Origin of the sequence: Antarctobacter heliothermus (genome assembly GCF_900188425.1) — a bacterium.
Classification (GTDB): Bacteria; Pseudomonadota; Alphaproteobacteria; order Rhodobacterales; family Rhodobacteraceae; genus Antarctobacter; species Antarctobacter heliothermus.
In genome coordinates, this window is sequence record NZ_FZON01000038.1 from 19,379 (window position 1) to 40,495 (window position 21,117).

The following is a 21,117-nucleotide window of genomic DNA, read 5'->3' on the forward strand; positions in this document are numbered from 1 at the left end:
GAGCTTTAAGGAGGCTCATGGCATGACTTTGACGCTTAACAAGATCACGTCGCAACGTGGTATCTCGATCGGGGAGGCCACCAAAAAGATTTCGGATCTCGGTTGGAACCCCTCCTATGTCGAGGAAGCCAGCACCTACCCGACTGACTACAAGATCACCAAGGCCCCGCGCGACCCGATGAAACAGGTCCTGCGGTCCTACTTTCCAATGGAAGAGGAAAAGGACAACCGGGTTTACGGCGCACTGGATGCGGCGCTGCGTGGCGACATGTTCCGCAACGTGGAGCCCCGCTGGATCGAGTGGATGAAGCTGTTCCTGGCGATCATCCCGTTCCCGGAAATCTCGGCTGCGCGCTCGATGGCCATGGTGGCGCGTCTGTCGCCGGGCGAGGACCTTCGCACCGGCTTTACCATGCAGATGGTCGATGAATTCCGCCACTCCACGATTCAGATGAACCTGAAGAAGTGGTACATGGAAAACTACATCGACCCGGCCGGCTTTGACATCACCGAAGAGGCGTTCGGCAAGTGTTACGCCACCACCATCGGCCGCCAGTTCGGCGAGGGGTTCATCACCGGCGATACCATGACCGCCGCCTGCATGTACCTGACGGTTGTTGCGGAAACGGCCTTCACCAACACGCTGTTTGTGGCAATGCCGTCTGAGGCTGCGCGCAACGGTGACTACGCTCTGCCGACCGTGTTCCTGTCGGTGCAGTCGGACGAAAGCCGCCACATCGGCAATGGTCACTCCCTGCTGATGGCTGCTCTGAAAGAGCCGGAAAACCACCTGCTTCTGGAACGCGACCTGCGCTATGCGTTCTGGCAGAACCACGCCATCGTCGACGCGGCCATCGGGACGTTCATCGAATACGGCACCACCAACCGCGACAAGGACAAAGAGTCCTACGCAGAGATGTGGCACCGGTGGATTTTCGAAGACTACTACCGGACTTACATGCTGCCGCTCGAAAAATATGGTGTGAAGATCCACCATGACGACGTGCAGGAAGCATGGAAGCGGATCACCGAAAAGAACTACGTCCACAAGGTCGCTCAGTTCTTCTCGGTTGGCTGGCCGGTGAACTTCTGGCGGATCGAAGCCCAGACCGAGAAAGATTTCGAGTGGTTTGAGCACAAGTATCCGGGTTGGTACGCCGAGTTCGGCGAATACTGGAAGTGGTACGCCAAACTGTCGAAGCCGGGCGAGACGGTCATGACCATGAACCAGGACACGGGTTACGTCTATCCGCACCGCTGCTGGTCGTGCCTTGTGCCCTGCCTCATCCGCGAGGACATGGTGGTCGACGAGATCGACGGTCAGCTGCACACCTTTGCGCACGAGCTGGACCGCTGGACCGCGGTCGAGGCCTTTGCCGACGAATACCAGGGTCGTCCAACCCCGGCGATGGGCAAGTTCTCGGGCAAGCGCGAATGGGAAAGCGTCTACGACGGCTGGGATCTGGCGGATGCCATCAAGGATCTCAACTTTGTCCGCGAAGACGGCGAAACCCTGGTGCCGCAGCCGCATTTGCGGTTCGACAACAAGGACATGTGGAAGCTGGAGCACGTCCGCGGCCACACCCTGCGCTCGCCGCTGAACATGCTGCGCGGCATGAACGAAACCGACCGGGCGGCACATATCGCCGAGTACCAGGCCGGCTTTACCATCAATCCCTGCAACTGATTGCAGAACAGCGGGGGCCGTTTGCGCGGCCCTCGCCCCCAAGCGCGCGAAAGTCGCGCGGACTGATTAGGGAGGAAACGATGACGGACACATACAAAGTCCGATTGGAGCCGGTCGGCGTGGAATTCGAGGTCGAAGAGGATGAAACCATTCTTGACGCCGCATTCCGCCAGGGCATCGCATTGCCCCACGGATGCAAGGAAGGACAGTGTTCGGCTTGCAAGTGCGTCCAGTTGGACGGCGAAACGGAGATGCTGAAGTACTCCACCTTCGCCCTGAACGACATGGAAAAGGACAGCGGCCACATCCTGATGTGCCGGACGTTGGCCTATAGCGATGTCGAGATCGAGCTGCTCAACTACGACGAAGAAGTTCTGGCGAAGTCCATTCCGGTCAAGCAGTTCTCCGGAAAGATCGTCGATTTCAATAAACTGACCCATGACATTCGCGGTGTCCAAATAGAGCTGGACGCGCCTCTCAAATTTTGGGCGGGTCAATATGTCGACATCACGGTCAAAACAGAAATGGGGGAGGAGATTACACGCTCGTTCTCCATGGCAAATCCGCCGAGCGAAACCCAAAAACTTGGCTTCATCATCAAAAAGTACCCAGACGGACGGTTCTCCAACGAACTCGACGACGGTGGCATCAAGGCCGGCGCCGAAGTGCGGGTCGAAGGCCCCTACGGAATGTGCTTTCGACGGGAAGAACGACAAGGACCCGTGATCCTTGTGGGCGCGGGGTCCGGCATGTCTCCGGTCTGGTCGATCCTGAACGATCAGGTCACCAGCGGAGAGGATCGCCCGATCTATTTCTTCTACGGCGCGCGCAGTCAGAATGACCTGTTCAAGCTGGACGAGATCGGCGCGCTGACAGCCGCGCATCCAAACGTCGAGTTCATCCCGGTGCTCAGCCATGCCGATGATGACGACAGCTGGACCGGCGAACGCGGCTTTGTTCACGAGTGTGTCGATACCCGGCTCAAGGCGCTTGGGATTGACGGTGAGGGCGATGTCTATGCCTGTGGTCCGCCGCCAATGATCGACGCCCTGTCGCCTGTGCTGTTCATGCACGATTTCGAAACCGACCGCATCTTCTACGACAAGTTCACCCCCACTTCCGGTTCTTCGGGCCACTGATACCGGCCCGGACGCTAGTGACGTGAACAAAAGAAACCTAGGGAGACTACCATGGTAGCTACATCCAGCTCAGTCGGATCCGGTGCCGCCGGTGCCGCGCAATTCGTTGGCTCTACCAGCCGCAAGTACAACTACTTTGAACCGCGCGGAAAGCGGGCAACCCACTACGAAGACGTCACCGTTGACGTGCAACCCGATCCCGAACGCTATCTGATCCAGAACTGGATCATCGAGTTTGAAGGCGGCAAGGGTGGCGGAGCCTATACAAAGGACTCCACGGCCGCGCTGTCATCGAACTGGCACGCGTTCCGTGCACCGGACCAGGAGTGGGAACGCACCCACTATCAGCGCCAGTCCAAGATCGAGACGATGGTGCAGAACGTCATCTCCAACGCCCGCAAGGCCGGGGCGCACAAGGTTTTTGACAAGAACTGGCAGACCATCCTGCAAAAACACCTGGGCGCGTGGAAACATGCGGAATTTGGCCTTGGCACCTCGCTGATGCAGGCGCAGCGCTATGGTTACACCCAGATGATCAATAACGCCACGTTGACCAACTCGTCTTACAAAATGCGCCTGACTCAGGACATCACGCTGTATCTGGCCGAAATCGGCATGGATATTGACGGCTGGGACGACACGCTGGGCAAGAAGACGTGGCTGGAAGATCCGATCTGGCAGCCGACCCGTCTGGCCGTCGAGACGATCATGGGCTGTGAGGATTACCTCGAACAGTACTTCGCCATCAACATCGTGTTCGAACCGCTGGTGGGTGAGTTGATCCGCTCTGGCTTTTTCATGCAGGCCGCGGCGGCCAACAATGACTTCATCACGCCGCCGGTGATTTCGGCCGCCGAGGCAGACTATGAACGCAATCTCGCGAACACGGTCGACCTGATCTATCTGCTGGCCAACGATGAAAAGCACGGCGCGCACAACAAGGCGTTGTTCAGATCCTGGCTGAACAAGCACCGCGACCTTGCCGACAAGGCCGCCGCCGCGCTGCAACCCATCTGGTCGCAACCGCATTCCAAGCCGGTCTCCTTCGAGGACGTCAAGGCCGTCTCTCATGAGCGCCTGAACCACATCGTCGCCGAGCTGGGCCTCTAATAACCTCCTGAAAGGAATAGCAACATGTCTAGCGTAGCGCGCAATGCGACCAAGCAGAACATCTTCAAGGAGATGAAGGACATCGACCTGACCTCGCGCGAAGTTTCGCACCAGTGCGGCGTCACCATGAACGACAGCGTCGAGGCTCGCGCCATCGCCGAATTCATGGGTCAGGATCCGACAGTGACCGTGACCTACAACCCGGCAACCATCCGGATCGACGGCGAAGGCAAGCTGATCTTCAAGATGGATGAGATCACCGAATTCCTTGGCCGCGAAATGACTGCCGAGACCTTTGAGGTCAACACCTCCACCCACTACGGGCGGATGGTCCGGATCGACGACGATACGGTGATCCTCTTCGGCGACATGAACGAGGTCATGGAATACATCTGACCCATTTTGACATCCTCCGGGGCCCACGTCGTGCGGCCCCGGAGACAGTCCAGACACACAATTGACGATCTAGGGAGGACACCATGTTCAAGACACCGCAGGGCAAAGAGGTATTCGTACTCGACGGCCACACCCATTTCTGGGACGGGAGCCCGGAAAATCAGGCCAACGTGCACGGCAAGCAATTCATCGACTGCTTTTATGCCTATCACACCAACCTCAGCCCGCCCGAAGAGCTGTGGGAAAAGGCCAAGTTCGACAAGCAGTCCGAGGACGACATTTATCGCGACCTGTTTGTGGACGGTCCCAACGACATGGCGATCATCCAGACCACCGTGCTCAAGGACTTCTACAAGAACGGCTTTGGCTGTCTGGAACGGTCAAACGAAATGGCCAAGCGTCACCCCGAACGCTTTATCGTCAACGGTTCGTTTGACCCGCGCGACGGTGAACAGGCGCTGGAATACATCCACTACATGAAGGAAACCTACGACATTTCCGGCGTGAAGATGTATACCGCCGAATGGAACGGGGACTCCAAGGGCTGGGCGCTCAACGATCCGGCGGCCTACAAGTGCTTTGAGTTGTGCGACAAGCTGGGCATCAAGAACATCCATGTCCACAAGGGCCCGACCATCATTCCGCTGTCCAAGGATGCCTTCAGCGTCGATGACGTGGATTATGCCGCCACCGATTTCCAGAACCTGAACTGGATCGTCGAACATTGCGGCCTGCCGCGGCTGGATGATTTCTGCTGGATCGCCACGCAGGAAACCAACGTCTACGCCGGTCTTGCGGTGGCCATGCCCTTTATCCATTCGCGCCCGCGTTATTTTGGCGAAGTTATGGCCGAACTGCTGTGGTGGATTGGTGAGGACAAGATCCTGTTCGGGTCCGACTACGCGATCTGGACGCCGAAATGGCTGGTCGAGAAGTTCTGGGATTACCAGATCCCCGAAGACATCTCTGCCGAGCGTGGTGGCGTGCAGCTGACCGATGAGATCAAGGAAAAGATCCTGGGTCTGAACGCGGCCAAGCTGTACAATATCGACGTCGAGGCCAAGAAGTCCCAACTGGCCGGGTCCCCTGTCCAGATAGCGGCGGAGTGATCCGATGCTGGTTGCCAATCTACAGGCAGAACTGGAGATCGAAGTCTGGGAATGTCTCGACGCCGTGACGGACCCGGAACTCGACGAGCCCATCACCGACATGGGCTTTGTCGAGCGGATCGAGGTGACGGATGCAAGAAAGGTGAGAGTCGATTTTCGGCTCCCCACCTACTGGTGCTCGCCGAATTTCGCCTTTCTGATGGCGTTCGGTATCCGACAGGAGGTGATGGCCCTTCCGTGGGTTGTCGAGGCCAATGTGCACCTGAATGACCATTGCTTTGGTGACAAGGTCAACGAAGGGGTCAACAGCGGGCGTGAGTATCACGACGTCTTTGCCGAGTACTGTGATGGTGCCCGGCTGGACGAAGTGGTCCAGACGTTCCTGGCCAAGGCGTTCGATCGCCGCCAGGAAACCGTTGTCCTGGGGTTGCAGGCGCTTGGTCTGTGTCCGGCAGAGATCGTGTCCATGACGCTGGGACAGTTGCGCATGGTGCGCTTTGACGGCGAGGAAGAGCTGCGTCAGACGCCGCGCTACATCGAATTGCTTCTGGATCAGGGGCTGGCGAAAGACTCTGCAGATCTGGCGTTTCCGACATGGGACGGGCAACCGATTCAGGCCATGGCTCTGTCAGAACATCTGGCCCGTCTGCGCAGCACCCGGATCAATATGGAGTTCAACGGCGCGCTGTGCCGGGGGCTTGCAAAAACCCGCTACAAAGAGGTCGAGATCGGTCCGGATGGTCCGACGCTGGTCGATTTCATCGCCGGGCGTGTGCCGCCCCGCGAAGACGTCGGCGCGCGCGGCTAGGTCGCGGAAATACCAAGAAACTTTAGGGAGGACGCCCGGGAAAGGCCCCGCGGCGAAGGAGGAAGATATGGCTAAACTCATGGTACACGGCAAGGTTGCCCGCAACTGCCTGGCCCGCGGGGTCGCTAGACTGGCGGCGGCGGTGGAACCCACTCTTGGTCCCAAGGGGCTGAACGCGATGATCGACCGCCCGGTGGGTACACCGCTCGTCACCCGTGACGGCGTCAGCATCGCGTCCGAAATCGCGCTGCGCGACCGGTTTGAAAACATGGGCGCGCAGGTTGTCCGCGAAGTGTCGATGCAGACCAACGACGTGGCGGGTGACGGCACGACGACGGCCATCGTGCTGGCCAATGCACTGATCCAGCGCGGCGTTGACCTGACCGATGCGGGCGCAAAACCTGTGGACCTGTGCAAGGGCATCGACCTTGCCGTGTCGCGGGTTGTGGCCGCGATTGATGCCTCATCGCTGAGCTGCGACGATCACCCCGAGTACCTCGAAGCGGTGGCGCGGGTCTCGTCGACCGACCCCAAGCTGGGGGAACTGGTGGCCGAAGCGTACAGCCGCGTGGGACGTGATGGCGTGATTTCCGCTGACTTTGGCGTGACCATCGAGACGACGATGGAAGTGGTCGAAGGCATGTCCTTTGAGCGCGGCTACATCTCGCACCACATGGTCACCGACCGCGAGAACATGGAAGCGGTGCTGCGCAATCCGCTGATCCTGTTGACTGACCAAAAGATCCTCAAGCCCGAGCTTCTGGATCAGGCCATCTCTATCGCCGATGGAGAAAAACGGCCCTTGCTGATTGTCGCCGAAGAAATCGCGCCCGAAGTGGTTGTCAAACTGCTCGAAAACGGCGGCGCGGGGAAATACCTGATCGTGCATCCGCCGGAATATGGCAACTGGCGCACCGCGATGATGGACGATCTGGCCATCCTGACCGGCGGCGAGGTGCTGGCGCGCGATCTGGGCAAGAAGATCGAGAACGTCACCCGCGCCCAGCTTGGCGGGGCCGAAACCGTGCGCTCGCATGCCTCTGGCACGTCTATCCTGCGCGGCGAGGGCGAGCCCGACGCCATCACCGCGCGCCGTAATCAGGTGCAGCGTCAACATGACAACGCGCCGCCCAATATCGACAAGGACAAGCTGCGTGAGCGTCTGTCCAAACTGACCGGCGGCAGCGCGATCATCTACGCGGGCGGTTTCACCCCGGTAGAACAAAAGCGGACGATCCAGCTGATCGAGGACGCGCTGTGCGCCGTTCAGGCGGCGGCCGAGGATGGTGTGATTGCTGGCGGCGGCACCGCGTTGGCCCAGATCGGGTCCTGTCTCGACAACCTTGATGCACTGGGCGACGTGGCCAAGGGCATCCAGCTTGTCCGCTCGATCCTGACCGAACCTCTGCGGCGGATTGCGCGCAATGCCGGGGCGGATGTGGCCGCCGTGGCGCAGGCCGTGGCCGAGGGCGCGCCGGGCCATGGCTACAACGCCGCGACGGGCGTCTTTGGCGACATGTACGCCGCCGGGATCATCGACCCGGCCCGCGTGCCCGCCAGTGCCCTGGTCAACGCAGCCTCCGTCGCGACGCTGATCCTGACGACCGAGACCCTTGTCGGCGATCTCGACGAAGGCGAGGCCGATCCGACCGAAGGGCCCGCCCGCGGCGGCGGTGCCGAACTGCTGGGCCGGGCCTGACCGCTCTCTGCAACCACGGGGCCGGTCCATTTCGGGGCCGGTCCGATCAGACTGAAGGAATGAGATCATGAAAGCAGCGAGACTATACGAATACGACCCCGCGATGAACGTCCAGCTCAGGATCGAAGACGTGCGCGCCCCCACGATCACCTCTCCCAACGAGGTGATCGTCAAGGTCGGTGCGGCCGGTTTGTGCCGCACCGACCTGCATATCATCGAAGGTGTCTGGAAGGACATCATGGACGGCGAGGGCAGCCTGTTGCCCTACACGCTGGGCCATGAGAATGCGGGCTGGGTCGAGGATGTCGGCAGCGCCGTGACATCGGTCAAACCCGGCGACGCGGTGATCTGCCACCCGTTCAACAGTTGCGGCATTTGTCTGAACTGCCGCTACGGCCATGACATGTATTGCGACCACGGGTTGTTCCCGGGCCTTGGTCTGGACGGCGGCTTTGCCGAGTATTTCAAGACCAGCGAAAAATCCCTGATCAAACTGAACACCGGCATCACTCCGCTGTCGGTGGCCCCGATGGCAGACGCCGGCATCACCGCCTACCGCGCCGCCAAGAAGGCCGCCAAGCTGGTTAATCCGGGTGGCTACATCCTGCTTCTGGGGATTGGCGGACTGGGCCACATCGCGCTTCAGGTGCTCAAGCACACCTCTGGTGCGCGGATCATCGCGGTCGACCGGGAACCTGCGGCGCAGGAGCTGGCCCGCGAACTGGGCGCGGATATCGTTCTGGACGGCGGTCCCGATCTGATTGAGCAGGTCAAGGAGGCCACCGGCGGCGGCGCGCATGTGGCGATTGATTTCGTCGGCGAGCATGGCACCGAAAACATCTGCTGGAAACTGCTGCGCCAGGGCGGTGAGCTGATCATGGTCGGCTACGGTGGCACGGTCGAGGTGCCGACGCTGGAACTGGTGGCCAATGAGATCAAGATCGGCGGCAGCCTTGTGGGTGATTTTGTCGAACTGGTCGAACTGATGGAGTTGAACGCCGATGGCTTGGTGAAGATGCACCAGACGGAATACAGCCTTGCGAACATCAATCAGGCGATTTCCGACTTCAAGGATCGCAAGTTTACCGGGCGGGGCGTGATCGTTCCCTGATCACCTGTCTCGCCATTCAGATGCGCCTTGGGGGTCTAATCCTCCGCCCAATGCGCCCGCCCTGCGGCACGCTCCTCCTGTCTTCGCCGCAGGGCCCAAATTCCAATCAAAAAAATCGCCGAGGACGTAATGGCCAAAGCAATACACTCCATGATCCGCGTGCTGAACGAGGACCGCTCTGTCGCCTTTTATCAGGCGGCCTTTGGTCTGAACGTCGCGGATCGGATCGATTTCGACGGGTTCACCCTTGTCTATCTGTCCAACGACGAAGCCGGGTTTGAGCTGGAGCTGACGATCAACAAAGGCACAACCGAGCCTTATGACCTTGGCAACGGCTACGGCCATCTGGCCGTCAGTGTCGAGGACGTCGCGGCAGAACACGCCCGGTTCGAGGCCGCAGGGCTATCCCCCCGCAAACTGGTCGATTTCAAACACGACGGCCAGTCTCTGGCCCACTTCTTTTTCGTTCAGGACCCCGACGGGTACGAGATCGAGGTCCTGCAACGGGCCGGACGGTTCAAATAACGCCAAACCAAACGAGGGAGGACACCATGTCAATTCGCAACCAAACACTGACGCGGCGCCAACTGTTGTCGCAAAGCGCGATGATGGGCACCAGCTTTGCCATTGGCGCCAGCTTTGTCGCTGGTCAGGCCGAGGCTGCCAACTGGGCGCTTGAGGTCGAGCATCTGAAACCGGAAACCATGGCGACGCTGATCCAGATGGCGCGTGACATCTATCCGCATGATCAGGTGTCGGACGAATTCTATGCCATTGCGGTCAAGGGCTACGACAGCGCCGACACAGCCGAGGCAACCGAGGCCGGTATCGCCACGCTGAACGCCGCTGCGCAGGGCATCGGTTTCGCCACCTACATTGACGTTGGTTGGGAACGGGACCGTGTGGATCTGCTGCGCGGGATGGAAAACAGCGCGTTCTTCCAACAGATCCGCGGCGGCCTTGTGACAGGGCTCTACAACCAGAAAGCGGTCTGGCCGATCTTCGGATACGAGGGCGAGAGCTATTCCCAAGGCGGTTACATGTACCGCGGCTTTGACGACATCAACTGGCTTTGAGGGGGGGCTTGACCAATGACTGCACCTTTTGACCTGAACGACGACAACGTCGTTGTCATTATCGGAACTGGCGCCGGCGGCGGCGTGCTGGCAAATGAGCTTGCCCAGAAGGGCGTGTCGGTTGTCGCGCTCGAAGCAGGCGGGCGGTATCTGCCTGAGGACTACATCAACGACGAATGGGATAGTTTTGGCCAACTGGCCTGGACCGATCCGCGCACCACTTCGGGCGATTGGCGGGTGGCCAAGGATTTCTCGGGCCTGCCTGCTTGGATCGTCAAAGCCGTGGGCGGCACCACCACGCATTGGGCCGGGGCATCCCTGCGCTTTCAGGATCACGAATGGAAGGCCAAGACCACTTACGGCGATGTGCAGGGGGCCAACCTGCTGGACTGGCCGATCGACCCGCGTGAGATGGACGACTACTACACCAAGGCCGAGACAAAGCTGGGCGTGACCCGCACGGGCGGTCGTGCGGGCCTGCCGGGAAACAACAACTACAAGGTCTTCGAAAAGGGTGCCAAGGCGCTGGGCTATGAACATGTCCATACCGGGCGCATGGCCATCAATTCCGCCGACAATGACGACCGGATGGCCTGCCAGCAGACGGGTTTCTGTTTTCAGGGCTGCAAATGGGGCGCCAAGTGGTCGTCCGCCTATACAGACATTCCGCGCGGCGAAGCCACTGGCAATCTGGAGGTACGCGAGCGGTGTCATGTCATGCGGATCGAGCATGACCAGCAAGGCAAGGTGACGGGCGTTGTCTACGTCGATGCCGATAGCAACCAGCAGCAACAAAAGGCGCGTGTCGTCTGTGTGGCAGGCAATTCGATCGAAAGCCCGCGTTTGCTGCTCAACTCGGCCTCTGCGATGTTCCCCGATGGTCTGGCCAACAGTTCAGGTCAGGTGGGGCGCAACTACATGCGTCACGTCACCGGATCGGTCTATGCGACGTTTGATCAGCCGGTGCGCATGTGGCGCGGCACCACCATGGCGGGCATCATTCAGGACGAGGCGATCAACGATCCCTCGCGCGGGTTTGTCGGCGGGTATGAGCTTGAGACGCTGGCCCTTGGCCTGCCGTTCATGGCGGCTTTCCTTGATCCCGGCGGCTGGGGACGTGAGTTCACCACTGCGCTGGACCATTACGAGAACATGGCCGGGATGTGGATCGTGGGTGAGGACATGCCTCAGGAAACCAACCGCATCACGCTGAACCATGCGGTGACCGACCAGCACGGATTGCCGGTGGCGGACGTGCATTTTGATGATCACCCCAATGATGTCGCGATGCGCAACCACGCCTACAAGCAGGGTATTGCGGTCTATGAGGCGGTCGGCGCAACGCGGGTCTTCCCGACGCCGCCCTATCCGTCGACGCACAATCTGGGCACCAACCGGATGTCGGCCAACGCGCGGGATGGGGTGGTCAATGCCCATGGACAGACGCACGACATTGCCAATCTGTTTGTGTCCGATGGCAGCCAGTTCACCTCTGGCGCGGCGGAAAACCCGACGTTGACCATCGTGGCGCTGGCCATCCGTCAGGCGGATTTCATTGCTGCAGAGATGAACAAGCAGACGCTTTGATCTGACTGTTGCGAAACCAAATACGGCATCCCGAGTCGCGGGATGCCGAACCCCGTTGGCAAAGACGAGGGGGACAAAATTCCAATATCCGACCGAGGGAGACGGACAAAATGGACGGAAATGACATGCGTCAGGGGGGCGGTTGCCCCGTCATGCACGGCGCGACGCACACATCGGGGCGCAGCAACCGCGACTGGTGGCCCAACCAGCTGAACCTTGGCATCCTGCATCAGCATGGGCCGGCGTCGAATCCGATGCCCGCAGGCTTTGACTATGCCGAGGCGTTCAAGGCGCTGGATCTGGATGCGGTCAAGGCGGATCTGACAGCCCTGATGACCGACAGTCAGGATTGGTGGCCCGCAGATTACGGACACTACGGCCCATTTTTCATCCGCATGGCGTGGCACAGCGCGGGCACCTATCGCACCGCCGACGGACGTGGCGGCGCCTCGACTGGCAGCCAGCGATTTGCGCCGCTGAACTCCTGGCCGGACAACGGCAACCTGGACAAGGCGCGTCGTCTGCTGTGGCCGATCAAGGAAAAGTACGGCAACGCCCTGTCGTGGTCCGACCTGATGATCCTTGCCGGAAACGTCGCCATCGAAAGCATGGGCGGCAAGACATTCGGGTTTGCCGGTGGGCGAGAGGACATCTGGGCGCCGGAGGAAGACATCTATTGGGGGGCCGAAGAAGAGTGGCTAGCCACATCCGACAAGGCGAACAGCCGCTATTCGGGGGATCGCGCGCTGGAAAACCCGCTGGCCGCCGTGCAGATGGGGCTGATCTATGTGAACCCCGAGGGGCCTGACGGCAATCCCGATCCGCTGGCCTCTGGCCGCGACATCCGCGACACCTTTGGCCGCATGGCGATGAACGACGAGGAAACCGTGGCTCTGGTCGCGGGCGGTCATACCTTTGGCAAGGCGCATGGCGCGGGGGATCCCGGGCTGGTCGGCTCTGAACCCGAGGCCTGCGGATTGCAGGACATGGGCTTTGGCTGGAAGAACACCCACAAGTCGGGCAAGGGCGTGGACACCACGACCTCTGGCATCGAGGGGCCGTGGACCGCAAACCCGATCCAATGGGACATGGGCTATTTCGATGTGCTGTTTGGCTATGATTGGAAACTGACCAAAAGCCCCGCTGGCGCGCAGATCTGGCACGCCCAGAAACTGCGGGACATCGACCATGCGCCGCAAGTCGACGGCTCTGCTGCAAAAGTGCCGGTGATGATGACCACGGCAGACATGGCGATGCGGATGGACCCGATCTATGGGCCGATCTCGAAACGGTTCCACGAAAACCCCGATGAGTTCGCCGATGCCTTTGCCCGCGCCTGGTTCAAGCTGACCCACCGCGACATGGGGCCAAAGGCCTGCTATCTGGGCAAGGAAGTGCCTGCCGAAGACCTGATCTGGCAGGACCCGGTGCCCGCAGTCGACCATCCCCTGATCGACGATAAGGACATCGCCGCTCTCAAGGCCGAGATCCTTGGCTCTGGCCTGTCGATTGCCGATCTGGTCTGGACCGCATGGGCATCGGCATCAACCTTCCGTGGGTCTGATAAACGCGGTGGGGCCAATGGCGCGCGCATCCGTCTGGCACCGCAAAAGGACTGGGCGGCCAATGAGCCTGCGCGTCTTGCGCGGGTTCTGGACGTGCTGTCCGGTATCGCATCCGATTTCAATGGTGGCGCGTCTGGCGGCAAGGCGGTTTCGCTTGCGGATCTGATCGTCCTTGGCGGTAACGCCGCAATCGAGGAAGCGGCCCGCGACGGTGAACACAACATCGACGTGCCGTTCACACCCGGACGGGGCGATGCCAGCGCAGAGCAGACCGACGCGACCTCCTTTGATCCGATGGAACCCATTGCCGACGGTTTCCGCAACTTCGAAAAGGCGGCCTACACCGTCCCGGCAGAGGCGTTGCTGATCGACAAGGCACAGCTGTTGGGCCTGAGTGCGCCGGAAATGACGGCGCTGGTTGGCGGTTTGCGCAGTCTGGGTGTGACCTGCGGCCAGTCCGGCCTTGGCGTTCTGACCAAACGGCCGGGCACGCTTGGCCCGGATTTCTTTGTCAACATCCTCGACATGGACACAGAGTGGCTGCCGGTCGATGGCACAGAACGTGTGTTCGAAGGGTGTGACCGCTCAAGTGGGGCAAAGAAATGGACCGCATCGCGTGTCGATCTGGTCTTTGGCTCCAACTCGCAACTGCGGGCCCTGGCCGAGGTCTATGCATGCAACGTCAACGAGGGGTTGTTTGTCCGCGATTTCGTTGCCGCCTGGACCAAGGTCATGAATGCGGACCGTTTTGACCTGCGTTGAGGCCCCGATGCCAAGGCAGACGAAAAACATGTGTTGAGTTTTTGAACAGTCCGAGGGCCGGAATTCAGGCCCTCGGTCATACGTCCTGACCGCGAACTTGTTGACACTGTGGGGAAAACGACGCGGTTCGGATTGGCCGGCCCAAAAATACCTGAAACAGGCATGCGCCCGCCAAAGGTGTTTTGTGGGAATAACATTGGATATTGACCTGCCCACTTGGTAGGTTCTTGCAACGGGAGGAAGCTACGGTGGACATTTTCTCAAAACGCGATGGTCCGCGTCTGGAAGACGTGAAGGCCAAGCGCATGTTGTCCGAAAACGCGGGCACGATCCGCAAACTGGCTGACCAGATCAGCGGTGGTGGCTATTCGAAGATGCGCGCCGATGAGGCGCGGCGCAAGGAAGCCCCGAAACCAGACGGCCTGATCATCCACGACCTCAAGGCGCGCACACGGGTCGATGTCCCGGAGCCGTATGTAAAGGTAAGTCTGAACAACCGTGTTGTTCTGGTCGACAAGTCCAGCGGCCTCCAACTCCAGATGCTGGGAGAGATCCGCGGCAACTTCATGTCAAAACGATTTGTTCTGTGCACCAAGGAAAACGGGTTCTTTTCTCCAGTCGATGCCGAGATGATTGACCTGATCGGACATCTTGACAACGTGGAGCTTTCAGAGGCGTTTACCGAAGCAGATCTCGCGTCGAAACTGGAAGCTCTGATTGTTCCGGCAGAGGCCTGACGACCTGATCCGGTGGTGTCCAGCGTGACGAGTCAAAGGGAAACGATGTACCGACCCTGAACCGGGTCAACCCAACAGGGTCGAACAGCAAGGGGGCCAAGTGATTGCCTGACAACTCCAGCTATTCGGAAAATGACACCCGTGATGCATGGGAACGCTTCGTGGCCTCCGGAACGCTGGTCGACGATCGACCCGTAAACGTGCGCGAAGAGATCCTGGACTCCTGGAAACGCAGCAAGGACCTGGGCGTCGATGCCTGCAGTCCCGCGTCGCGCAAGATCGTGGATGAGAACCAGATCTTTTTGCGGCGTGAACGCAATGCCGCCCTGCGGCAGGCGGCGTCTGCGGCGTTCAGGCGGCTGGAGCCTCATCTGACGGATGCCAAAACCATTTTGATCCTTGCGGATGATCAGGGTGTGATCATCGACGCAATCGGGGATGAGGATGTGCTGGACGAAGGCCAGGAGATCCACCTTGAGATCGGGGGCGACTGGAACGAGAACATGATCGGCACCAACGGGATTGGCACCGTTCTTCGTACCGGAAAGCCGTCTTATGTTCATGCCAGCGAACATTTCGTAGAGGGTGTTCAGTCATGGACTTGCGCCGGTGCCCCGATCCATGACCCGTTGACCCAGATGGTGATCGGTGTGGTCGATCTGTCCGGTCCTCCGCAGATCTTTCAACAGCACAACGTCGCCCTGGTTCTGGCAATGGCGCGCGAAATCGAAATTGCCCTTGCAGAGCAGCGACAGGCAGAACGCACCCAATTGCTCGAAGCCTTTCTGATGTCGGATTACAGCCGGGCACATGATGGCGTCGTTTTGGTCGATCAATCCGGCCGGGTGCTGTTTCGCCGGGGACTGGAGGATGGCCTGCTGCGCAGTGCCCGCGAACTGTCGGTCGGGCACAAGCTGCTACCGAAACTCGAAGGCCTGTCAGATCAGGATATCCCGAAACTATTGCCGCTCAGCGTCGAGGCCGAGGGTATCGAGCGGCTGAAACTCGAAGGCGTGTTCCGCGGTGCGGCGCTGTTCTTGAAGGACAGGCGCAAGGTGCCGCAACAGACCGGGGCAAGCTGCAAGATCAAGCCGCGCGCCAATGTAGCCGAGGCACAGATCCAGATCGTTGGGTCATCGCCGAAAATGATCGACGCGATCGGGCTGGCGGAACGGGCCGCGATGGCGAATGTGTCTGTTCTGATCCATGGCGAAACAGGCGTCGGCAAAGAGCTGTTCGCCCGGCTGATCCATGATCGGCTGGCGAACGCCAAAGCGCCCTATGTGCCGGTCAATTGTGCGGCGATTTCCAGCGACCTGATCGGTGCCGAGCTGTTCGGTTATGCCGACGGCGCCTTTACCGGAGCGACGCGCGGCGGGCGTGTGGGCAGGTTCGAGCAAGCCAACAAGGGCGTGCTCTGTCTGGATGAGATCGGCGACATGCCGATCGAATTGCAGCCATATCTGCTGCGCGCTTTGGAGCAGCGCGCCATCTACCGCGTCGGAGACAACCAGCGCCGTCCGGTCGATGTCCGCCTTGTCGCCATGACAAACCGCGATCTGCGCACCGAGATCGAAAAGGGCAACTTTCGCCGTGACCTGTTCTATCGCATCAGCGTCATGACAATCGAGGTGCCGCCGCTGCGCGAGCGCGGCCGGGACATCGTGGAACTGGTTCACCATTTCTCCGCGTTCTTTGCGCATGAGACCAACCGTCCGCCGATCATTTTTACGGAAAAGGCGCTAGAGAAACTGAGTGGCTACAAATGGCCGGGCAATGTGCGTGAATTGCGCAATGTGATTCAGCGCTTTTACCTGATCAAGACGGACAACGTGGTGACGGAACGCGATATGCCACCCGAGATCCTGGAGGACTACGATGGCAGCGATGCGGATTCGCTTGAGCACATCCTTGGCGGGAACTCGGGCGATCTGGAAAGCATCGAGGCCAGCGCCATCCGGCGTACCATCATCGCCGAAAACGGCAACCTGACGCGGGTTGCGGCGGTGCTGGGCATTTCGCGTCCGACCCTGTACCGCAAGATGAAGCGCTATCACATCCGCAAAACCTGATTGTGGCCTCCATCACGGCGCGGCGCGTGACGGCATTCATCCCAGTCGGCGTGCCGGCCATGATCACGTCTTCGGCACCAGACCGCGTGGTCGAGCCCCTGACTATGGATCACCGTCAACCATGGGCGCAGATCGTTCGCAGTTTGCAAACGCGTCGCGGTTCGGTAGGGCGGGAGACTTAGGGAGCGGACATCGAACCATTGGCCTGTTGCACAAGAGTCTGAAGAACCGTTGCCTGTCCCGGTCAGGGCTTTTCGTCCTCGATCCAAGTTTTTGCAGCGACGGCGCGCGGCAAACCCAACGGTCCGATGGCCAGCAAGGCCACTTGTTGGATCGCGTCCTCTGGAATGCCCTCTGACCGGGCACGGCGGCTGTGCGAATGAACAGCGCCTTCGGAATTTGCGGCAATCGCCAAAGCCAGTTTGACCAGACGTCTTTCGCGATCCGTCAGGCTGCCAGCTTTGGCGCAGGCCTCTCCAAGGGCGGCATAGGCTGTCCAGAGATCGGGGTGCTGTTCTGCAAGGTCTCCGGCGGCGCCGGGCATGGTTTTGGTCATGGGCTGTTCCTCAGGTAGAGTGATCGTCGATCAGCGCGCTTGGCTTGGCAAAACGTGTCAGGCTTTCAGGGTCACTGATCAGGATATGGCTGCCGGTGACTGTCACGCCATGCGGTTCCAGACCCTTGAACGCGCGGCTGAGATTTTCGGGGGTCATGCCCAGAAAGGATGCCAGTCGTCGCTTTTCCATCGTCAGGTCAAATTCGCCCAGACCCGTGCGTTGGCTTTGACGCAACAGGTAGTTGGCCAGCCGTTCAAGAGAAGTGCGCAGCTTGAGGTTCTTGGTGTTCTTGACGACGACGCGGTAGCACTGTGACAGCTCTGTCACGATGGCACGGGCAAATGCATTGTCCTTGTCAAAGACAGCGCGGACATCCTCGGACGGCACCAGCACAATCCGGCTTTTCTCCAGCGTGCGCGCCGACATCAGATAAGGCGCATCCTTGATCGTCGCGGCCAGGATGAAGGTGGAAACCGGGTAAACCGTGGCAAGGCTTGTTTCGCGACCGTTCCATGATGAAAACAGATCAACTGACCCGGATACAACGACGTGCAGGAAATCGGGTGCCTCGCCTTCGGTGATCAGATCAATGCGCGGCGGGAAATTTTGCACATAAGCACCACGCATCAGCGCCTCAAAGTGCGCCTGGCCCATCTCTGCGAATAGCGGAAGTTGCCGAACGCCTTCTTCATATGATTCCGACATGTCGGTGTTCGCCTCCGCAATTTCTGGTTTAACTAGTTTTTTCAACCCGATTGATAAATGTCAAGTTTCCGTTTGATCTTCGCTGGAATTGGCTTGATCGGGCGTGGCGCTTAGATTGATAGATATTTGTAACCCATTTATTTCGTTGTATCTTCTGGCTGAATTTGATCCAGATCAAGCTCAAAGATCCCGAAATCCTCCACCTGTGTTTCCAAGCCCGAATTGGGCATGTCGCACGAAAAATGTCTGGAGGACATACCATGGACAGTGCCGGAGCCGTCGGCAGAGCCGATCAAAACAGAGCCCTAGGGCTCAGCACAGTCGCATTTACCGCCTGCTTCGCCGTCTGGACGATTTTTTCCATTATCGGTGTCGGAATCAAAGCCGAGCTTGGCCTGAATGAGGCCCAGTTCGGCCTTTTGGTTGCCACACCCATTCTGACAGGATCAATCACGCGCCTGTTCCTTGGTGTCTGGACCGAGAAATACGGTGGCCGTTTGGTTTTCACCGCGCAGATGTTGCTGACCGCTATGGCGACATGGGCGCTGACATTCGCGTCGACCTATACCATGTACCTCGTTGCCGCTCTAGGCATCGGTCTGGCAGGTGGATCGTTCATCATTGGCGTTGCCTATGTGTCCCGTTTCTACGACGCGGGCCATCAGGGGACGGCGCTTGGGATTTTCGGGGCCGGTAACGTCGGTGCCGCTGTCACCAAATTCGTCGCCCCCTTCGTGATGGTGGTCTACGGATGGCAGGGTGTCGCGCATGTCTGGGCCGCTGGTCTTGCGATCATGGCGATAGTCTTTTTCCTGTTTGCCAAGGACGATCCGGAACTGATTGCGCGCCGCAAGTCGGGCATCAAGGCCCCCAGCCTTGCACAACAGTTCGCACCCCTGCGCAACCTGCAAGTCTGGCGTTTCTCGCTGTACTACTTCTTTGTTTTCGGGGCCTTTGTCGCGCTGGCCTTGTGGATGCCGCACTATCTCATCGACGTGTATGGCCTTGATGTGCGGACTGCGGGCATGTCTGCTGCGGCTTTCTCACTGTCGGCATCGCTGTTTCGGGCCTACGGCGGACATCTGTCCGATCAGGTCGGTGCGCGCAAGGTGATGTACTGGACCTTTGGGTTCAGCCTGATCCTGCTGTTCATGCTGTCCTACCCCTCGACCGAATATGTGATCCAAAGCAAGAACGGGCCGATCTCTTTCTCGACCGAGATGGCAGTTGTGCCGTTTGTGATCATCCTGTTTGTTCTTGGCTTCTTCATGAGCCTCGGCAAGGCGGCCGTGTTCAAGCACATCCCGGTCTACTATCCGCACCATGTCGGCGCGGTCGGCGGTCTGGTGGGCATGATCGGCGGTCTGGGCGGCTTTATCCTTCCGATCGGCTTTGGCGCCTTGCTGGAACTGACCGGCATCTACACCAGCTGCTTTGCGCTCTTGTTTGTGGTTGTGGCGGTTTCGCTTGTCTGGATGCACCTTTCGGTGCGTGCAATGGAACGCGCAGCACATGGTCCGACGCTGGATGAGCTGCCCGAACTGCCCGAGATGCAGGAAATCCACGTTCCCGAACAGACAACAATGCCGCGCACGCTGACCGAATGGCAGCCCGAAGACGCGACTTTCTGGGCCGACAAGGGGCGTGCTGTGGCACGGCGCAACCTGTGGATCTCGATCCCGGCGCTGCTTCTGGCCTTTTCGGTCTGGATGGTCTGGTCGATGGTTGTCGCGCGTCTGCCTGCGATCGGCTTTGACTTTACTTCCTCGCAATTGTTCTGGCTGGCCGCTTTGCCGGGGCTTTCCGGTGCGACCCTGCGCATCTTCTACAGCTTCATGGTGCCGATCTTTGGTGGCAGGCTCTGGACAACGCTTTCAACCGCCTCTTTGCTGTTGCCCGCCATTGGCATCGGCTATGCGGTGCAGAATCCTGAAACACCCTACCTGATTTTCCTCACGCTTGCGCTTTTGTGTGGTCTGGGTGGCGGTAACTTTGCCTCCTCCATGGCGAACATCGCCTACTTCTTTCCGAAAGCCGAAAAGGGCAACGCACTCGCACTTAACGCGGGTCTGGGCAACCTGGGCGTGTCGGTCATGCAGTTCCTTGTGCCCATCGTCATCACGGCGGGTGTTTTCGGGGCGATGGGCGGCGCGCCTGTCACCCTGGACAACGGCAGCCAGCTCTGGATGCAGAACGCAGGCTTTGTCTGGGTGCCCTTCATCCTGATCGCGACAGTCGCGGCATGGCTGGGCATGAACGATATTGCCGACGCCAAGGCCAGCTTCCGCGATCAGGCCATCATCTTCAGCCGCTTCCACAACTGGGTGATGTGCGTGCTCTACACCGGCACCTTCGGCAGCTTTATCGGCTACTCCGCAGGTTTCCCGCTGCTGACACGGCTGTTGTTCCCTGAGGTGAATGCCCTGCAATACGTCTTTCTTGGACCGCTTGTTGGTGCGCTCAGCCGTGCGGGCACCGGATGGGTCAGCGACCGCTTTGGCGGCGGACGGGTCACGTTCTGGACGTTCCTGGGCATGATCATCGCGGTCTACGGCGTGATCTTCTTCTTGCCCTCGGACGGGCAGGGCGGCAGCTTTATGGGCTTTTTCGCCTGCTTCATGGCCCTGTTCCTGCTGACTGGCATTGGCAACGCGTCGACCTTCCAGATGATCCCCGCGATCATGGGCCGTGAGATCCCGCGCCTGATGCCGAACCTCAGCGCTACGGACAGCCGCAAACAGGCCGAACGCGAAAGCGCCGCGATCATCGCCTTTACCTCGGCCATTGCAGCCTACGGCGCGTTCTTCATCCCCAAGCTGTACGGGACCTCGATTGCCGTGACCGGGGCACCGAATGGCGCGCTTTGGGCCTTCCTTGGCTTCTATGTGGTCTGCCTGATCGTGACCTGGGTGTTCTACACCCGGCCGGGTGGTCTGCTTCATGACATCGAACGTGGTCGCGGCGCTACCGCCGCTGCACAACCTGCTCAATAGGAAA

17 protein-coding genes are annotated in these 21,117 nt (G+C 59.7%); 15 read left to right on the forward strand and 2 right to left on the reverse strand.

The annotated features are described in order from the left end of the window. The first annotated feature begins 22 nt into the window (after positions 1–22). The 14 genes from CHB90_RS17260 (at position 23) to CHB90_RS17325 (ending at position 16,858) form a co-directional block, all read left to right on the forward strand. Entirely contained in the window at positions 23–1,687 is a 1,665-nt protein-coding gene (locus CHB90_RS17260) for an aromatic/alkene/methane monooxygenase hydroxylase/oxygenase subunit alpha (RefSeq protein WP_089279100.1), read from the forward strand. An 80-nt stretch (positions 1,688–1,767) separates the two neighbouring features. Beyond that, positions 1,768–2,826, forward strand: coding sequence for an NADH:ubiquinone reductase (Na(+)-transporting) subunit F (locus CHB90_RS17265; protein WP_089279101.1), 1,059 nt, complete (start codon positions 1,768–1,770; stop codon positions 2,824–2,826). Between the two features lie 51 nt (positions 2,827–2,877). Then, entirely contained in the window at positions 2,878–3,936 is a 1,059-nt protein-coding gene (locus CHB90_RS17270) for an aromatic/alkene monooxygenase hydroxylase subunit beta (protein WP_089279102.1), read from the forward strand. 24 nt (positions 3,937–3,960) lie between these two features. Continuing rightward, complete coding sequence (locus CHB90_RS17275) at positions 3,961–4,332, forward strand: MmoB/DmpM family protein (protein WP_089279103.1); 372 nt, start codon at positions 3,961–3,963, stop codon at positions 4,330–4,332. A gap of 83 nt (positions 4,333–4,415) precedes the next feature. Next, complete coding sequence (locus CHB90_RS17280) at positions 4,416–5,441, forward strand: amidohydrolase family protein (protein WP_089279104.1); 1,026 nt, start codon at positions 4,416–4,418, stop codon at positions 5,439–5,441. A 4-nt stretch (positions 5,442–5,445) separates the two neighbouring features. After that, complete coding sequence (locus CHB90_RS17285; protein WP_089279105.1) at positions 5,446–6,249, forward strand: metal-sulfur cluster assembly factor; 804 nt, start codon at positions 5,446–5,448, stop codon at positions 6,247–6,249. 67 nt (positions 6,250–6,316) lie between these two features. Continuing rightward, positions 6,317–7,948 (forward strand): chaperonin GroEL, encoded by a 1,632-nt coding sequence (gene groEL, locus CHB90_RS17290; RefSeq protein ID WP_089279106.1) that lies wholly within the window; start codon positions 6,317–6,319, stop codon positions 7,946–7,948. Between the two features lie 67 nt (positions 7,949–8,015). Continuing rightward, complete coding sequence (locus CHB90_RS17295) at positions 8,016–9,059, forward strand: NAD(P)-dependent alcohol dehydrogenase (RefSeq protein ID WP_089279107.1); 1,044 nt, start codon at positions 8,016–8,018, stop codon at positions 9,057–9,059. 129 nt (positions 9,060–9,188) lie between these two features. Further along, complete coding sequence (locus CHB90_RS17300) at positions 9,189–9,584, forward strand: VOC family protein (RefSeq protein WP_089279108.1); 396 nt, start codon at positions 9,189–9,191, stop codon at positions 9,582–9,584. Positions 9,585–9,610: 26 nt separating this feature from the next. After that, positions 9,611–10,135, forward strand: coding sequence for a twin-arginine translocation signal domain-containing protein (locus CHB90_RS17305; protein ID WP_089279109.1), 525 nt, complete (start codon positions 9,611–9,613; stop codon positions 10,133–10,135). Between the two features lie 15 nt (positions 10,136–10,150). Further along, positions 10,151–11,722 carry a GMC family oxidoreductase gene (locus CHB90_RS17310; protein WP_089279110.1) on the forward strand — a complete coding sequence of 524 codons (1,572 nt, stop codon included), beginning with the start codon at positions 10,151–10,153 and terminating at the stop codon, positions 11,720–11,722. Between the two features lie 110 nt (positions 11,723–11,832). Next, on the forward strand, positions 11,833–14,049 hold the full coding sequence (gene katG / locus CHB90_RS17315) for a catalase/peroxidase HPI (protein WP_089279111.1): 2,217 nt from the start codon (positions 11,833–11,835) through the stop codon (positions 14,047–14,049). A 248-nt stretch (positions 14,050–14,297) separates the two neighbouring features. Continuing rightward, a complete protein-coding gene (locus CHB90_RS17320; RefSeq protein ID WP_089279112.1) occupies positions 14,298–14,786 on the forward strand; it encodes a hypothetical protein in 489 nt (162 codons plus the stop codon). Positions 14,787–14,890: 104 nt separating this feature from the next. Next, positions 14,891–16,858, forward strand: coding sequence for a sigma-54-dependent Fis family transcriptional regulator (locus CHB90_RS17325; protein WP_089279113.1), 1,968 nt, complete (start codon positions 14,891–14,893; stop codon positions 16,856–16,858). Positions 16,859–17,102: 244 nt separating this feature from the next. Here the strand turns inward: CHB90_RS17325 and CHB90_RS17330 are convergent, their stop codons facing one another. Both CHB90_RS17330 and CHB90_RS17335 read right to left on the reverse strand, forming a co-directional pair. Further along, on the reverse strand, positions 17,103–17,414 hold the full coding sequence (locus CHB90_RS17330; RefSeq protein ID WP_089279114.1) for a carboxymuconolactone decarboxylase family protein: 312 nt from the start codon (positions 17,412–17,414) through the stop codon (positions 17,103–17,105). Between the two features lie 10 nt (positions 17,415–17,424). After that, positions 17,425–18,120, reverse strand: coding sequence for a helix-turn-helix domain-containing protein (locus tag CHB90_RS17335; protein ID WP_089279115.1), 696 nt, complete (start codon positions 18,118–18,120; stop codon positions 17,425–17,427). Positions 18,121–18,380: 260 nt separating this feature from the next. Between CHB90_RS17335 and CHB90_RS17340 the strand changes: the two genes are divergently transcribed. Further along, a complete protein-coding gene (locus tag CHB90_RS17340) occupies positions 18,381–21,113 on the forward strand; it encodes a nitrate/nitrite transporter (protein WP_089279116.1) in 2,733 nt (910 codons plus the stop codon). Positions 21,114–21,117 lie beyond the last annotated feature (4 nt).

Excerpts from the sequence above, each read along its gene's own strand:
- CHB90_RS17260 (WP_089279100.1), top strand. The coding sequence starts at position 23 with ATGACTTTGACGCTTAACAAGATCACGTCGCAACGTGGTATCTCGATC.
- CHB90_RS17265 (WP_089279101.1), top strand. The coding sequence starts at position 1,768 with ATGACGGACACATACAAAGTCCGATTGGAGCCGGTCGGCGTGGAATTC.
- CHB90_RS17270 (WP_089279102.1), top strand. The coding sequence starts at position 2,878 with ATGGTAGCTACATCCAGCTCAGTCGGATCCGGTGCCGCCGGTGCCGCG.
- CHB90_RS17275 (WP_089279103.1), top strand. The coding sequence starts at position 3,961 with ATGTCTAGCGTAGCGCGCAATGCGACCAAGCAGAACATCTTCAAGGAG.
- CHB90_RS17280 (WP_089279104.1), top strand. The coding sequence starts at position 4,416 with ATGTTCAAGACACCGCAGGGCAAAGAGGTATTCGTACTCGACGGCCAC.
- CHB90_RS17285 (WP_089279105.1), top strand. The coding sequence starts at position 5,446 with ATGCTGGTTGCCAATCTACAGGCAGAACTGGAGATCGAAGTCTGGGAA.
- groEL (WP_089279106.1), top strand. The coding sequence starts at position 6,317 with ATGGCTAAACTCATGGTACACGGCAAGGTTGCCCGCAACTGCCTGGCC.
- CHB90_RS17295 (WP_089279107.1), top strand. The coding sequence starts at position 8,016 with ATGAAAGCAGCGAGACTATACGAATACGACCCCGCGATGAACGTCCAG.
- CHB90_RS17300 (WP_089279108.1), top strand. The coding sequence starts at position 9,189 with ATGGCCAAAGCAATACACTCCATGATCCGCGTGCTGAACGAGGACCGC.
- CHB90_RS17305 (WP_089279109.1), top strand. The coding sequence starts at position 9,611 with ATGTCAATTCGCAACCAAACACTGACGCGGCGCCAACTGTTGTCGCAA.
- CHB90_RS17310 (WP_089279110.1), top strand. The coding sequence starts at position 10,151 with ATGACTGCACCTTTTGACCTGAACGACGACAACGTCGTTGTCATTATC.
- katG (WP_089279111.1), top strand. The coding sequence starts at position 11,833 with ATGGACGGAAATGACATGCGTCAGGGGGGCGGTTGCCCCGTCATGCAC.
- CHB90_RS17330 (WP_089279114.1), bottom strand. The coding sequence starts at position 17,414 with ATGACCAAAACCATGCCCGGCGCCGCCGGAGACCTTGCAGAACAGCAC.
- CHB90_RS17335 (WP_089279115.1), bottom strand. The coding sequence starts at position 18,120 with ATGTCGGAATCATATGAAGAAGGCGTTCGGCAACTTCCGCTATTCGCA.
- CHB90_RS17340 (WP_089279116.1), top strand. The coding sequence starts at position 18,381 with ATGGACAGTGCCGGAGCCGTCGGCAGAGCCGATCAAAACAGAGCCCTA.